The sequence below is a fragment of the Alteromonas sp. DY56-G5 genome (assembly GCF_041414725.1).
GTDB classification, from domain to species: Bacteria; Pseudomonadota; Gammaproteobacteria; order Enterobacterales; family Alteromonadaceae; genus Alteromonas; species Alteromonas macleodii.
The window spans coordinates 1-13690 of sequence record NZ_JANHZQ010000073.1; the positions used below are offsets into that span (position 1 = coordinate 1).

The following is a 13690-nucleotide window of genomic DNA, read 5'->3' on the forward strand; positions in this document are numbered from 1 at the left end:
GAACACTCCGAATTTCACTATGCCTATTAGATCAAAGCCCCAGACTTTCGTCTAGGGCTTTTTCAACAGTCTGAGGGGGCATTAGCCCCCTTTTATTTTATTAGGTGAAAAAGAACGAAAAAGCAGGCATTATTGATGCCAATGTAAGCAAATCGAAACACACAACATTTAATATTATGACGAGAAAGTCGACAGTAGCTGAAACCTTCTTAAAATACCGCTCAAAGCTAATGCGTGCGGTAGGTTCTATTGTTGGCGCCGACGACATTGAAGACATCGTGCAAGAAGCTTTTATTAAAAGCTACGAAGCAGAGTTAAAACAAGAAATACAGTATGAGCGTACCTATATGCTCAAGACAGCGCGTAATCTAGCGCTGAACCATGTTGCAAAAGCTGAAAACAAAAATAAGCATCAGCTCGATGACATGGATATTTTGCCTTATGAGCTTGTAGGGCACAGTTTAGAAAAAAATGTAGAAAGCAAAGAGCGTTTTATTCATTTTTGCCGAGCGACAGATACACTGTCTGCTGATGTAAAACGCGTATTTTTGCTGAAAAAAGTATATGGCATGCGACAAAAAGAGATTGCAGAGCTTGTGGGGCTAAGCGAAAGCACCGTTGAGAAGCATGTCGCCAAAGGTTTAATGATGTGCTCTAGGTACTTAGCCGAGCTGTCAAAGGACAGTGCATCCCCCCGTGCCACTGCTAACGCGACTCAGGACATAAGCCGTAGTTAACATGAATAATATTCGCCAGTTTTCAAGCAAAGAAGATATCCAAGAGCAAGCATGCTTATGGATAAGCCGTCTCGATCGCGGCTTAAACAGTGACGAAAAGACGGAGCTAGATGCTTGGTTGTCGGAAAGTAATGCGCATCGTCAAGCTTTGCTCGACGCCGCTAGCTTGTGGGACGACATGTCGGTATTAAATGAATTGAGCGGTTTATTCCCGCAGCCTACCTCACGTCAGTCGTCGAAAAAACGCAATATGCCTAAAACAGCGGTTTGGGGCATTGCGGCCACATTTTTAGTGATGGCAATCGCTGTTGGGGTAGTGGTTCAGCGCACGTGGCTAAATAGCACCCCTGAATTCGCAGCGGTAACACAAAAGGTACAAACCGGTGTTGGCGAACAGAAAAACGTGACGTTAGCCGATGGCTCTAAACTTCATCTAAATACAAACTCTGTCGTTACCGTAGACTTCTCATCAACGGCGCGCAATATCGTTTTATTGAAAGGGGAGGCACACTTTGAAGTGGCTCACGACACGTCTCGCCCGTTCTCTGTGACTGCAGGCAACAACACCGTTACCGCCGTTGGAACTGCTTTTAATATGCAATATGTGGATGATAATGCGTTTGAGTTAGTGGTTACCGACGGAAAGGTATTGGTGAAAGATCGCTTTAAGGCTTCATCCTCAAATGAATCGCTCTTCACTAAACGTCCTGTTGCTGAAGAAGGGCTTCTCATGTTCGCAGGTGAAAAAGCCACAGTGCAAGGTAAAGTTGAAGCCCGTGAAAGCATGTCTCAAAATGACATTGACGACGATTTAGCGTGGCAACAAGGTATGATTGTATTTAAAGGTGAACCGCTAGAGGCCGTATTAGCTGAGATTGGGCGCTATACACCCGTTCGCTTTAACATTTCGGATGAAAGTCTGCGCAAGCGACGTGTAGCGGGCTACTTTAAGGTAGGCGATATAGACGGTTTGTTGTCAGCACTTAAGAGCAGCTTTAATATCAATTACGAGAAAGTCACAGAAACAAGTATTGAGCTTAAGCTAGCGAAAAGTTAAATATTTCTGAAAGATAGGTGCTTTCTACTATTCGTAGTTGGCATCAATTTCTTTAATGTGACAATATAATTAAAATAATAAGCACATCGATTTTATATCTTGCAATACAGCAATTTTGCGATAAGCAGGCAAACCAAAAAGGCAATAGAAAAGCTGCATGCCCTAGCGTGTTCGGCCCAATGCCTTTTGCAAAAAAGAATGTGCAAATTCTCCCGTATTTTGTCCCTCTCGGCACTACACATAGCGTCCGGCTTTTTTCTTTTCATAGCACCAGCGCTTCATGCACAAACAGACAGCCCTTCGCAATCACCCGACCAAACCGAACCAAAATTGGGTGCTTACAGCTTTTCAATACCCGCACAAAATGCTAATGAAGCGCTAACCGAACTAGCTAAACAGGCAAATACCACATTGCTTTTTCCTTTTGATTTAGCAAAAAAAGTGAAAACAAACGCATTGGAAGGTACGTTCACACTGAATGAAGCGCTGGCACAGCTTCTTGAAGGAACAGAATTGGCGGTAGTGACTGATGAAAGCGGTGCGGTAAGTATTCGTTCTCGTTCATCGTTAGTGGCGAAGGAAACACAGCCACAAGATACCGAAAAGAAAACAGACGAGGGAGGCAATGGACTTGAAAAAATTGCGGTCGTCGGTACTCGTAACTCGCCTCGAAGTGCTGTTGACTCACCAGTTCCTTTGGATGTGATTGGTTCTGAAACCCTTAACTCACAGGGAAATTCAGACGTGCTTTCTATGTTAAGCGTGATGGTTCCTTCGTTAAACGTAAACGATCAGCCCATCAATGATGCCAGTAGCCTGGTAAGGCCGGCGAACCTTAGAGGCATGTCCTCGGATCACACGCTTTTGCTGCTTAACGGAAAGCGACGCCATCGCTCTGCGGTAATCACGTTTTTAGGCGGAGGTTTATCTGACGGTGCACAAGGGCCTGATATATCGGTTATTCCTGCCTATGCGTTAAAGCAAGTCGAAGTATTGCGAGATGGTGCAGCAGCCCAGTACGGCTCAGACGCCATTGCAGGCGTGATTAACTTCGTACTTAAGGATGCTCGTGAAGGAGGGCATGTTGCGCTGAAAGTTGGCGGATACAGTGAAGGCGACGGCGAACTGTTTCAAGTGCAGTTGAATAAAGGCTTTGTTATTGGAGAAAACGGCTTTTTAAATGCAACGGCAGAGTATCGTCAGCAAAATGGCACGTCGCGCTCTGTACAGCGGATTGATGCGCAGAACTTGATTGACCAAGGGAATGTGTTCATCGCGTCACCGTCCCAAGTATGGGGAGCGCTTGATGTTAACGAAGATATTAAACTTGCGCTAAATGCAGGCGCAGACATTTCGTCTAAATCACAATTTTACAGCTTTGCCACTGCAGCAAGAAGAGAAATAAACGGTGGTTTTTACTTTCGAAATCCGCAAACCCGAGAAGGGGTGTTCAGCCGTACCGACCCAAATACAGGGGAAAGTCGTCTGATTGTAGCCGATCTCGATGGATTGGAAAGTGGAATTGCTTGCCCTTCTATAACCTTGTCCAGCAATAGTGTATTGCTGGACCCCACGTATCAACTTATTGCAGATAACACAACGGCGCTTGGTGCCAACTGTTTTGCTTTCAACGAGTGGTTCCCTGGCGGTTTCACACCAAAATTTGGGGGTACGATAACGGACGCTTCTGTTGCGATGGGCGTTAAACATGAGTTACCTAATGGCTGGGCGATGGATGCCAGTGCGACATTGGGCTACAGTGACATTGAGTACACCATCTCCAATACGGTTAATCCATCGTTAGGGCCACAAACGCCAACGTCGTTTTCGCCCGGTGGTGTGTCGCAAGTAGAGCGAACGCTTAACTTAGATTTTAACAAACTCATTCAAACTATTTTCGACGATCCGGTTAGCATTGCCGTGGGCTTAGAATGGCGCAAAGAAACCTATTTTCAAAAGTCCGGCGATGAAGCGTCATATATTGCAGGCCCTTTCGCTCTAGAGCCGCCACTTGGGTTGAACCAAGGCTTTTCCATCGGTTCCAACGGTTTTCCGGGGTATCAGCCTCAAAGTGCCGGGCACTGGAGCAGAAGCAATTGGGCCGTGTACGCCGATTTGGAATTTTATGTTACCGAAGCATGGCAGTTTGGCGTGGCCACACGTGTAGAGCATTTCAGTGATTTCGGTTCGACATTCGATGGGAAATTGAGTACTCGCTATAAATTAAATGATATTTTTGCATTACGCGGATCTGTAAACACCGGTTTTAAGGCGCCAACAGTAGGGCAGAGTAATGTTATCAACGTAACTACCGCCTACGGTGTTAACGGTTTGGAAGACCAAGCAACGCTGCCTCCAACTGATCTTATCTCACTGCAACTAGGCGCAACTCCACTTACGCCTGAAGAATCGGTGAACTTTAGCCTCGGGCTTGTTATGCAGGCAAGCGAGAACTTTTTTGCGACGCTCGACTATTTCAATATTCGCCTTTCTGATCGCATTAGTACGACATCTGCAATCCCGTTAACCGACGACGACATTAGTGCGCTTATTGCCCAAGGGCGTCCAGATGCGGCGAAATATAATGCTGCAAAGTATTTTACAAATGACTTTGACACAAAAACTCAGGGTGTTGATTTAGTTGTTAACTACAATTTTGCGCTAGCTGATTGGTCAAATTCTTTACTTCTTGCCTTCAACTGGACAGACACACAAGTAGAGCGGGTTACACTTTATCCTGCGCAAGTGGGGGACGAAATACGGCTTCTACCTAATCTAACACAGGCAAGAATTCGCATGCTGGAAGATAACTTGCCTGCTCATCGAGGCAGTATCACGCTGGAGCAATCGAAAGGAAATTGGGCATTTACTTGGCGACTGAACTATTACGGTGAGTTTTATGAAGACCATCTTGATGCGTCCGCAGGCATGGACATATACGGCAATGCGTTAACCACATTCGATGCCCAAGTTGCATGGAAAGTACTGCCTCAAACACAAGTTACCCTCGGCGCCCAAAATCTGTTTGATTCGCTGCCTAATGAAAATCCTTTTCAAGGTGAAGTTGGCGCACTCTACCCACCTACATCGCCTAGCGGTATCAATGGGGCTTTCTATTATGCAGGCATTGAGTACACCTTTAACTAGGGCATGCTTCAGCAAAGCTACGTAGTTAAATGGCGCGCTGCACTCATTGAAAGTAAGGAAATGAGCCTAGCTCTGAGTTTGAAAGGACAACAACCTATCGTTTTAGGTAACGATGTGAATGTTACTTAGGTAATTAAACTAGAATATGACTTAGGTCACTTAAAGGAATAATCGTGATAATAAATATGGTGTTTAAAGTCTAGCCAAGGATGCTAAGAGCGATGACGTTGCGTTTTAAGAATACGCGGGTTGGCTAATTGCCTAGCCAACGTCTTTGAATAGGGACTCATCGACGATAGTTTGGTCAATGATCTGTTGCGCCATGTTGATGCACTTACCGCATTGTGAGCCAAGCTCTAAATGTTGACGTAACTCTCGCATATTTCCCACACCGTTTTCTTCAACCGCTGCGCGAATGCTTTTATCAGTTACCCCATAGCACATGCAAACAAACATTAAACGTACTCCAAATGAATCTGTAAATGATAATAATTGTTATTCTTTGCTTTAGCAAGTGGATAATGACAAATTTAATACAAGGTAATTGAAGAAAGACTGAACAGTGTGGGGGGATGTTAAGCGGTTATTGGTATGATCAGTAAAAAAACTCGTTGTTTAATATTGTTATTTCCATATTCGTACCTATTTTCTTTGAAGGAAATTTCTTATCAAAGTGGTTACGCAACGTAATCACTTCTATTATTACAATCCAAATATAAATGGAGAGACTCATGAGTGTATTAGTTGGCCGTCCAGCACCTGACTTTACTGCAGCAGCGGTACTTGGTAGTGGTGAAATTGTTGACACTTTCACACTAAGTGAAGCAATCAAGGGCAAGAAAGCTGTTGTATTCTTCTACCCACTAGATTTTACGTTTGTTTGCCCGTCAGAGCTTATCGCCTTTGACAAGCGTTTCGACGAGTTCAAAAAGCGTGGTGTTGAAGTGATCGGTGTTTCAATCGACTCTCAGTTCTCACACAATGCGTGGAGAAACACTCCGGTAAATCAAGGTGGTATTGGTCCGGTTAAGTACACCCTTGTTGCCGACGTTAAGCACGACATCTGCCAGGCATACGATGTTGAGCACCCAGAAGATGGCGTTGCGTTCCGTGGTTCATTCCTAATTGACGAAGAAGGTATGGTACGTCATCAGGTAATCAATGACCTTCCACTTGGCCGTAACGTTGATGAAATGCTACGCATGGTTGATGCACTAGCATTCCACCAAGAGCATGGTGAAGTTTGCCCAGCGGGTTGGACTGAAGGTAAAGCTGGTATGGATGCGTCGCCTGAAGGTGTTGCTAAGTACCTATCTGAAGAAGCAGACAAGCTATAAGCTAAACTGTTTAAAGATTATAAAAAAACAGCGCCTTTTGGCGCTGTTTTTGTTTATATCAGTTTGAATAAAACTACTCTTTATTTTCTACAGGCCATCCGCCTAGCGCTTTATAGCGATTTACCATATAGCAAAATAGCTCGGTGGTCTTTTGGGCGTCATACAGCGCACTGTGCGCTTCACTTTGGTCAAATGCGATCCCCGCTGCACGGCATGCTTTTACCAAAACCGTTTGGCCTAAGGCCAATCCAGCAAGGCTGGTGGTGTCAAATGAAACAAACGGATGGAACGGCGTGCGTTTTATATTGCAGCGTTCTATCGCGGCATTGACGAAACTCTGATCGAACGTTGCATTGTGAGCAACAATAACTGAACGTTGGCAGTCTGCATTTTTTTGCGCCTTGCGGATGCCTTTACATAATTCCTTCATGGCTTCGCTTTCTTCAATAGCCCCTCGCAATGCACAATTAGGATCGATGCCATTAAATTCTAAGGCTGCTGGCTCTAGGTTAGCGCCCTCAAAGGGGTCAATGTGATAATGAAAAGTTTGATCAGGATGAAGTATACCGTTTTCATCCATTTTCACCGTTACCGCGGCTAATTCTAACAGGGCGTCAGTGCCTGCATTAAATCCGGCTGTTTCAACGTCGATAACAACGGGAAAGTAACCTCGAAAGCGCTGGGAGAGAAGGGGCGGGTTGGCAGACATAAACACTCTTGTAAGACTCGATTGCGTTAATTGGTTGGTGACTAAAATGCGTACCAACCTGCGAAGCATATTGCGTAAAAGAATTATCGCAAGGATACTCTCGAGTTGCCAGTTGCAATTTATAAACTGTTAAATCAGGGGGCTAGCAAAAGTACAAAACGCGAATGGTATTAAACGCTAAACTTTTCTACAATTTGGACGATAATCAAATTAAGCGTGAAAAAATCATTAGGCACATTTCTTCTTTTTGTGTGAGCTAATTTGATTCATTATGTTCGGTAATTTGTGCACGTAGTGTTGTCTTTTACCTGTGTTAGTCTGATTTTCGTTATGGTGTCGAAATGGTGTCGAAATTAAAATACATCGCTTTATTGGGGATGCTGGGGTCATTGTCTTCCCACGCTGCCATGCGGCAATATTCTGCAACCATAGAAAGCTCCAACTGGCGAATAGACAAAGACACGCGACTTCAGTGTACCTTGAACCACGAACTACCCGGTTATGGCGAAGCCATGTTCACGAGCTCAGCGTCGAAGCAGCTTAATATGGAATTCGAACTGGACATGTATTTGCTGCCAAGCAAATTTGATATGGCCGCTGTTTATTCTGTACCACCTAAATGGATGCCAGGCGTTGCGCCTAAAACCATTGCCGACATGTCTATTCGTAAACAGTACAATGGCGACCTTCCGCAGGATGCGGCTTGGACTATGTTGTCTGAATTAGAAAAAGGCTTTTGGCCCACAATCTATTACCAAGATTGGTATAACAAATACGACCAAGTAAGTGTGGCATTAAACGCTAGCAACTTCTCTGGTGTGTATCGTGAATTTGTGAAGTGTGTATCGAACTTATTGCCCTTCGGCTTTGATGACATTGCCTACACGGTATTGTCGTATCAAAACAACAGTACAGAGCTAACCAAATATTCGCAGAAGCGCTTAACCATGATAGGTGAATACTTAAAAGAAGACAGCGAGCTTGAGCTTGTGCTTCTTGATGGTTACACCGATAGCTACGGCGGTCGCTATAATAATGAACAGTTGTCTATTCGACGTGCTAACGAAGTAAAAAGCTATTTGACGACGCTAGGTGTACCTGAAGATCGAATTCAGTTGACAGGCCACGGTGAGAAACGCCATATTGCGCCAAACGATACACGAGAAAGCCGCGCCCAAAACAGACGCGTGGTGGTGCGACTTTCAAAATCCTAGGCGCTAATTGTCGCGCCTACACTCGCTTTAAAATGCGTTAGTTTAATTTTTCTCGCCACCTTAATACCGGTACTAAATGATCGGTGAAAACACCGTCAGCACCTACCACCTTGTCTAAAACTTCCAAGACTTGTTCTGAACTCATACCTGCTGGTAGTGCATCATGTCGGTAGGTGTAGGGGTGGATTGTCAGGTTATTTTCGTGGGCGTAGGCAATCCATGCCGCGGCTTCTATTTTTCCCTGAGTCATCGCTTCATTATCGAGTAAGTGGCCTAACCAAGGGCCTATGCCATCGGCATACAACGCAACCTGCTGCATGCCTTCCTGAGTGCGCAGCCAGTTATAATCTGTGTCGCTTTCGCCCCAGTCGTTTTCGCCAATCAGCATCACAACTTTGCCTTTATAGCCCAGGGTTTCACGAACGCGCTTAACTTCGTTAAAATCGAAGCATTGCAGGTAGCTATTACCGCTCTCTCCACCAAACCCGTAAGCATTTAAGGCATCTACAACGATTTTACTGGCATCAACGCCTTCTTTAATGTGAAAGGCAGGGGACTTTACTTCAGGATAAACCCCTACAGACGTTCCAAATTGGCGATTTAGCTCGCTGATTAGCTCAAAGTGTTCATTTAACGTGGCCACTTTAAAATTAGCATGCGTGCCGCGGTACCTATCTTTAAAAACTTGCTTCCCGTCACTGTTAGCGCGCTCGTGTACCCGCAGTTGTCGCAGTTCTTCAAGAGTAAAATCACGCGCGTAATAGCGGCCGTCATCGCGATGGCGTGCAGGAAACACATCTTCTACATTGGTGACCGTTTCTAAGTGGATGTCGTGTAGCACAACGGGTATGTCGTCTTTGGTGATAACAACATCTTGCTCAATAAAATCAGGGCCCAGAGAAAAGGCGAGGGTAGCTGCTTCAAGGGTATGCTCAGGTAAATAGCCCGACGCGCCGCGATGGGCTATCACGGTAAAGTGCGTTTCAACATTTTCTTTTGTGTCAGCGTGTGTTTGCGCACTCTCGTTATTTGCAGCCATGGCCGAAAACGCACTGCCAGCAGCAACTGCACCGGTAAAAGCGATAAAAAACGCTGGCAGAATAGCGGCCAGTTTTGCTTTTGGCTGACTGCGCAAGCCTATATTGTGCGCTGCTCGAGGCTTCCGACTTATCGCTGTTCTAGCTTGGCTTTTGTTTTTATCATTTTGCGAAAATAATAAGCGGTTACCTAGCATGTCATATCACTCCATGTGGTTTTTATCGTTTTTTCCAGAGCCGCACGTTTTTAAGTTGATAGTTTGGCGACTTAAGCGTTCAAATCGCTTTGACTACGCTGGCTGCATCTTCAGTTCTTGTTTTTGAGCCATTTCATAGCGAAATGGATTTATTTTGTATGAGTTCTATTGCATACCCATCGGGGTCGCGAACAAAAGCAATAACTGTGGAACCGCCTTTTACTGGCCCCGGTTTACGATATACATCAGCGCCGTTTGTTTCTAAGTTTTCACAAAACTGATAGATATCATCGACCTCAATCGCAATATGACCATACGCGTTACCTTTATCGTAGGTGTTGTCGCCCCAGTTATAGGTAAGCTCTAAAACGGTACTCTCGGTTTCATCGCCATATCCCACGAAAGCTAGCGTGTATTCATACTCTTTGTTTTCAGACTGGCGAAGAAGGCGCATGCCCATGAGTGAGGTATAAAAGTGAAGAGAGGCCTCTAAGTTTTCAACTCGAAGCATGGTGTGAAGCATTCGCATAAGAGATTCCTTTTTTGAGCCATCGGAATTACTCGATGGCACACTGCACTGTGATTGCGTGTTGGCCGTTACTTTTTGTACACATAAATACGATGAGTACTTTATTTGAGTAAACGCAAACGACACGCTTTTATGTTAATTAGGAAATGTTAACGCTTTAAGACAATATTACAATTCTAGTTAAACGTACTATACCTGCGGTAACACGCCGCGATTACGAACATTTTAAGTCTCGCTGAGTGGGTAATTATCTATGCGGACTGGTATTAATAGCCCCATAGGCCGATATTATCAATTTTAAGACGGCGAGGTTGGCTCAATAGGTAAACCACCATGTTGCCTAAGTCTTCATTTTGAATCAGGCCATCGTCCACTTTCTCTGTTTCTGCTTTCTGCGACTGTATCAGTGCAGGGTTTAGGGAATGAACGTGAATACCGTAGGGGCGAACCTCTTCTTGCAACGCTTTTCCAAGCCCCACCATCGCAAATTTTGATGCACAGTAAACGCCTGCATTGGCATAGCCGTTCAATGCCGCCTGAGAAGCGATGTTGATAATGTAGCCTTCCTTGTTGTTAATCATGTGAGGTACGACCTCTTTGCACATGAGAAAAGTCCCTTTTACGTTAGTATCCATTACTTCGTCCCAATCTTCTTCACTGGTTTCCCAGATAAGGGTCTCCTTACCAAAGCCACTGTTATTAATTAGGACGTGTAGCTCGCCAAATGTATCTTTGACCTTTCTAACAAAACTGGCAACATCAGCGCTTTTCGATACATCACAAACTTGGCCAATGACATTACCTGGGAATAGGGCGTCGAACTGCTCTACAGTCTGCTTGACCGCAGTTTCAGTGCGCCCACAAATGGCTACGTTCATTCCTGCTTCTAGTAGAAAGCGAGCGAGAGTTTTACCTAGCCCTTTTCCGCCTCCAGTAACAATGGCTGTTTTACCTGCTAACGCATACGTGTCTGTCATAATTTAAACCTATAGCAAAAAAGCAAGGTTAACCTAGCTTTCAAGTGCCTTGAACAAACATACGTATTCAGCTTCGCCAAAAAAATTTGTAAAAAAGTTGTGTTTTGGTTAAAAAATAAACTGAAAACTAGTGGACATTGCTCGCGATTACCTGTACCTTTCGCATCGCTCTAGATATGTTATTTGCTTTACCTAATACTGCGCTGTACCTCTTTTTTAAATCCTTCAAATTGAAGTTTTATATAGATATACAACTGCTTTACTAGCTTGGAGATGTCTATAGCTATTCGGTGGTTTTCCACCATCACATCAATTTTTTTAAAAGGTTTTTATTATGTCTAATTCTGTAAACGGTACAGTTAAGTGGTTCAACGAAGAAAAAGGTTTTGGTTTCATCACTCCTGAAGCTGGCGGCAAAGACGTATTCGTACACTTCCGTTCAATTGCTTCTGACGGTTTCAAAACGTTGAAAGAAGGCCAAGAAGTTAGCTTCGAAGTTGAACAAGGCCAAAAAGGTCCTCAAGCCGCTAACGTAGTAGTTCGATAAGACCTCTATGCTTATCTAAGGTCATTTCTCTTTTCTGAAGTGACCTCAAAAAAGTGGGCTCTTTCTGAAACGCTATGTTCACGCTAGAGCCTAATTATCGTTTTTCGATTTCTTTACCCAACCTGCGAGGAATTCAAAACAAACAACATTAATAAAGAAGTATTTACTATGCAATTTCAAGATTCTATCTCTACCTTTAATAGCGCCATGTCAGGTGCGTTAATCTCAAATATCTCCATAAATAAAACAACCGTTGCTTTTAAACATGCGAATACGTATCGGCATGTAGAGCTGCCATCAAGGCAAGAGGCGAAGCGATTTGTTGCCCAGCTTATTCAAGCGCAATAAAGCCTGAGTATTTCGGACGAGGTATATTTACCAATCCACATAGATCATTGCCTACTCAGAAGGCGCTGGCAAGTTTGCTAGCGGAGCGTGGGAATGCAGAATGGGTATTAGCAGAGGCGAGGGTAAGCATTGGCCAGCACGAGATGCACTGACCAATGTTTGATGATTACTAACGTGTAACTACTGTTTAGCTTTTAAGTCAACGTCCGAATCGGCTAACAAGTATATACTTGCTGCGTAGGCTGCAATGTTTTGCGCAAGCTCATCGGGGTCAATTTTATCTAAGGTATCATCTGGCGTATGGTGAAGATCAAAGTAATCTCTACCGTTTTGATTTAACCTAATCGTTGGTACGCCTTTCGCTGCTAGCGGAATAATGTCAGGGCCGCCGCCAGCAATGTCTGAACCGCCACGCACTATACCTAGCGGTGATAAAATCTTCGCGATTTCATCGACTAGCACAGTCGCTTCGGGATTCACATTTGACACTACTTGCCAGATAGTTTGCGCACCAAAGTCAGACTCTGTGGCCAGAACGTGATTTTCAAGGTTCTTTTCGTGTTGTTTAGCGTAAGCAAAGGCACCTAATAAGCCCACTTCCTCAGCGCCAAACATGACCACACGAATGGTGCGTTTTGGGCGCTCTGGTAAAGAAGCAATCAACGCAGCCGCTGCCGTGGTAATAGCAACGCCTGCGCCGTCATCAACTGCACCCGTTCCTAAATCCCAGCTGTCTAGGTGGCCGCCAATAAGGATAATTTCTTCGGGCTTCTCACTGCCCACTAAATCCAGTATTACGTTGCCGCTGTTTACTTCGCCTTTCCATTTCGATTCAGAGTGAAGCGACAATGACAGCGGTTTACCTAAGTTATGTAAACGTCGTAAATGGTCTGCGTCTGGGTTTGAGATAGCGACTACGGGGATATCTGCCCAATTATCGCCGTCTGAGCTCATCATGCCTGAGTGAGGGAAACGATGAGAGTCTGAACCTACTGAGCGCACGACCAGCGCTTCAGCGCCGCCGCGTTGAGCATGTTGCCAACCAATACGGCGACGTTGGTTCGCTTGACCATAGCCTGCACCTGTTTGGCTTTTAACCATGGCGTCGCCGTCTACAAATGCAATTTTGCCTTTAAGGGCACCATCTTTAACTGCGGTTAGCGCGTGAATATCTCTGAAATAAACGATGTCTGCATTGATCTCGCTTTCAGAAGGCGCAGCGCCGCCAAGGGCTGTGCCGTAAAGCGGCTGGGCATAAGGCGCCGTGAGTGAAATGTGTAGGTGGCCTCTATCCCAAAATGGCATAGTGAATTCTTCTATGCTGACTTTATCAAAACCTAGGCGCTCTCCTACCACCACGCCCCAATCTCTAGCTCGCTTTTCTGCTTCAGAGCCGCCCAGGCGAGGGCCAATCTCAGTGGTTAGTGATTCAACAATGCTATAGCCTAAATCACTTTTCAGGGCTTTTTGAATTAGTGCTTCCGCATTTTTCTTTTGCTCGTCAGTAATGGGGGAAGTTTCTGCAAAAACACCAAAACTGCATGCACTTACTAATGCACCAAACGCCAGCCTTCTAGCGATAGTATTCAATCGAGACATGTGTTCTCCATGGATTTATTTTTATATTTCTTTTTTATTTGCGCGAGCAAAACTCTAACCCATCCATCATAGCCAATTTGGTTGTCCCTTTCGAGGCAAACCACAAGCGTAAGTCGTGTGTTAGTCGCAAAATTCCTCTTGAGAGAAAATAAATGGAGAATAAAAAAGGAGCCTAAGGCTCCTCAGATTGATGATAAACCCCTCTTTTTTCGGAGGGGTTTATTTTTTCTAGCAGCCGAAGGCTGCGATCGCGAT

13 protein-coding genes are annotated in these 13690 nt (G+C 44.7%); 7 read left to right on the forward strand and 6 right to left on the reverse strand.

Annotation, left to right across the window (positions count from 1 at the left end):
* Positions 1-104: 104 nt before the first annotated feature.
* The 3 genes from NO989_RS20755 (at position 105) to NO989_RS20765 (ending at position 4941) form a co-directional block, all read left to right on the forward strand.
* Positions 105-737, forward strand: coding sequence for an RNA polymerase sigma factor (locus tag NO989_RS20755; protein ID WP_371343136.1), 633 nt, complete (start codon positions 105-107; stop codon positions 735-737).
* A 1-nt stretch (position 738) separates the two neighbouring features.
* Positions 739-1794, forward strand: a complete 1056-nt coding sequence (locus tag NO989_RS20760; RefSeq protein ID WP_014948767.1) for a FecR domain-containing protein — start codon at positions 739-741, stop codon at positions 1792-1794.
* Positions 1795-2013: 219 nt separating this feature from the next.
* Positions 2014-4941 (forward strand): TonB-dependent receptor domain-containing protein, encoded by a 2928-nt coding sequence (locus tag NO989_RS20765; RefSeq protein ID WP_371343137.1) that lies wholly within the window; start codon positions 2014-2016, stop codon positions 4939-4941.
* 261 nt (positions 4942-5202) lie between these two features.
* Here the strand turns inward: NO989_RS20765 and NO989_RS20770 are convergent, their stop codons facing one another.
* Complete coding sequence (locus NO989_RS20770; RefSeq protein ID WP_014948769.1) at positions 5203-5397, reverse strand: bacterioferritin-associated ferredoxin; 195 nt, start codon at positions 5395-5397, stop codon at positions 5203-5205.
* Positions 5398-5672: 275 nt separating this feature from the next.
* On the opposite strand from NO989_RS20770, the gene NO989_RS20775 reads away from it, so the two are divergent.
* Complete coding sequence (locus NO989_RS20775) at positions 5673-6278, forward strand: peroxiredoxin (RefSeq protein ID WP_014948770.1); 606 nt, start codon at positions 5673-5675, stop codon at positions 6276-6278.
* 73 nt (positions 6279-6351) lie between these two features.
* Here NO989_RS20775 and rnt read toward each other — a convergent pair whose 3' ends face one another.
* Positions 6352-6987, reverse strand: a complete 636-nt coding sequence (rnt, locus tag NO989_RS20780; RefSeq protein WP_239299786.1) for a ribonuclease T — start codon at positions 6985-6987, stop codon at positions 6352-6354.
* Between the two features lie 341 nt (positions 6988-7328).
* Here rnt and NO989_RS20785 point away from each other — a divergent pair, with 341 nt between their 5' ends.
* Entirely contained in the window at positions 7329-8201 is an 873-nt protein-coding gene (locus NO989_RS20785) for an OmpA family protein (RefSeq protein ID WP_014975986.1), read from the forward strand.
* 37 nt (positions 8202-8238) lie between these two features.
* Here NO989_RS20785 and glpQ read toward each other — a convergent pair whose 3' ends face one another.
* The 3 genes from glpQ to NO989_RS20800 all read right to left on the reverse strand — a co-directional run bounded on the left by glpQ (position 8239) and on the right by NO989_RS20800 (position 10941).
* On the reverse strand, positions 8239-9435 hold the full coding sequence (gene glpQ, locus NO989_RS20790) for a glycerophosphodiester phosphodiesterase (RefSeq protein ID WP_239299783.1): 1197 nt from the start codon (positions 9433-9435) through the stop codon (positions 8239-8241).
* A gap of 133 nt (positions 9436-9568) precedes the next feature.
* Positions 9569-9964 carry a lactoylglutathione lyase gene (gloA, locus tag NO989_RS20795; RefSeq protein ID WP_014948774.1) on the reverse strand — a complete coding sequence of 132 codons (396 nt, stop codon included), beginning with the start codon at positions 9962-9964 and terminating at the stop codon, positions 9569-9571.
* Positions 9965-10230: 266 nt separating this feature from the next.
* Positions 10231-10941 carry an SDR family oxidoreductase gene (locus NO989_RS20800; RefSeq protein ID WP_101563822.1) on the reverse strand — a complete coding sequence of 237 codons (711 nt, stop codon included), beginning with the start codon at positions 10939-10941 and terminating at the stop codon, positions 10231-10233.
* A 334-nt stretch (positions 10942-11275) separates the two neighbouring features.
* Between NO989_RS20800 and NO989_RS20805 the strand changes: the two genes are divergently transcribed.
* The gene (locus tag NO989_RS20805; RefSeq protein WP_014948776.1) at positions 11276-11488 is read left to right on the forward strand and encodes a cold-shock protein; all 213 of its coding nucleotides are present in this window, start codon (positions 11276-11278) and stop codon (positions 11486-11488) included.
* A 168-nt stretch (positions 11489-11656) separates the two neighbouring features.
* The gene (locus NO989_RS20810; protein ID WP_039233139.1) at positions 11657-11836 is read left to right on the forward strand and encodes a hypothetical protein; all 180 of its coding nucleotides are present in this window, start codon (positions 11657-11659) and stop codon (positions 11834-11836) included.
* A 180-nt stretch (positions 11837-12016) separates the two neighbouring features.
* Here the strand turns inward: NO989_RS20810 and NO989_RS20815 are convergent, their stop codons facing one another.
* Positions 12017-13435: a M20/M25/M40 family metallo-hydrolase gene (locus NO989_RS20815; protein WP_014948778.1), complete on the reverse strand. Its 1419-nt coding sequence runs from the start codon at positions 13433-13435 to the stop codon at positions 12017-12019.
* Positions 13436-13690 lie beyond the last annotated feature (255 nt).